We start from the raw sequence: 780 nt of genomic DNA on the forward strand, positions 1-780 counted from the left end.
CGAGACGGTTGCTGATGCTGTTGCGGCGCAGGTGGTTCGGTCGCCGGGTGCGCCTGCGTTGTGGTGTGGGGGTCGGGTGGTGTCGTATGCGGAGTTTGGTGCGCGGGTGGCGGTGTTGGCGCGTGAGTTGATTGGTGTGGGGGTGGGGCCTGAGGTGGCGGTGGGGGTGTCGTTGGAGCGGTCGGTGGAGTTTGTGGTGGCTGTTCATGCGGTGGTTGCTGCGGGTGGTCAGTATGTGCCGTTGGATACGCAGGCGCCGCTAGAGCGGGTGGAGTACATGGTGGGTACTGCTGGGGTGGGTGTGGTGGTGGTTGCTGCTGGTGTGGTGCCTGCTGCGGTGGTGGGGCTTGGTGATCGTGTGCGGGTGGTTGAGGTGGATGCGTCGGGGTCGGTGGATGTGTCGGTGGCTGCGGTGTCTGATGGTGAGCGGTTGTCGTCGTTGTCGGGTGATGCGGCGTTGTATACGTTGTTCACGTCGGGGTCGACGGGTCGGCCGAAGGGTGTCACCGTCTCGCACCGGGCCGCAGTAAACCGTCTGCGGTGGTGCATCGACCGTTTCTCACTGACCGACGCCGATCGTGTGGTGTTGAAGACGCCGGTGACGTTTGATGTGTCGGTGCCGGAGTTGTTCGCGCCGTTGATGTCTGGTGCTCAGGTGGTGGTGGCGCGGCCGGGTGGTCACGGCGATCCGTTGTATCTGGCGGAGTTGATCGGGGCGACGCGGGCGACGTCGGTGCATTTCGTGCCGTCGATGTTGTCGGTGTTCCTCGATGTGGTTCC

General features: G+C 64.5%; 1 protein-coding gene. It reads left to right on the plus strand.

Annotated elements, in window-relative coordinates; translation table 11 throughout:
* Positions 1-79: 79 nt before the first annotated feature.
* Positions 80-780: AMP-binding protein (locus A5788_RS01115; protein WP_331710801.1), on the plus strand; the 701-nt coding region annotated here is incomplete at its 3' end.

Source organism: Gordonia sp. 852002-50816_SCH5313054-c (genome assembly GCF_001665925.1).
Taxonomy (GTDB): domain Bacteria; phylum Actinomycetota; class Actinomycetes; order Mycobacteriales; family Mycobacteriaceae; genus Gordonia; species Gordonia jacobaea.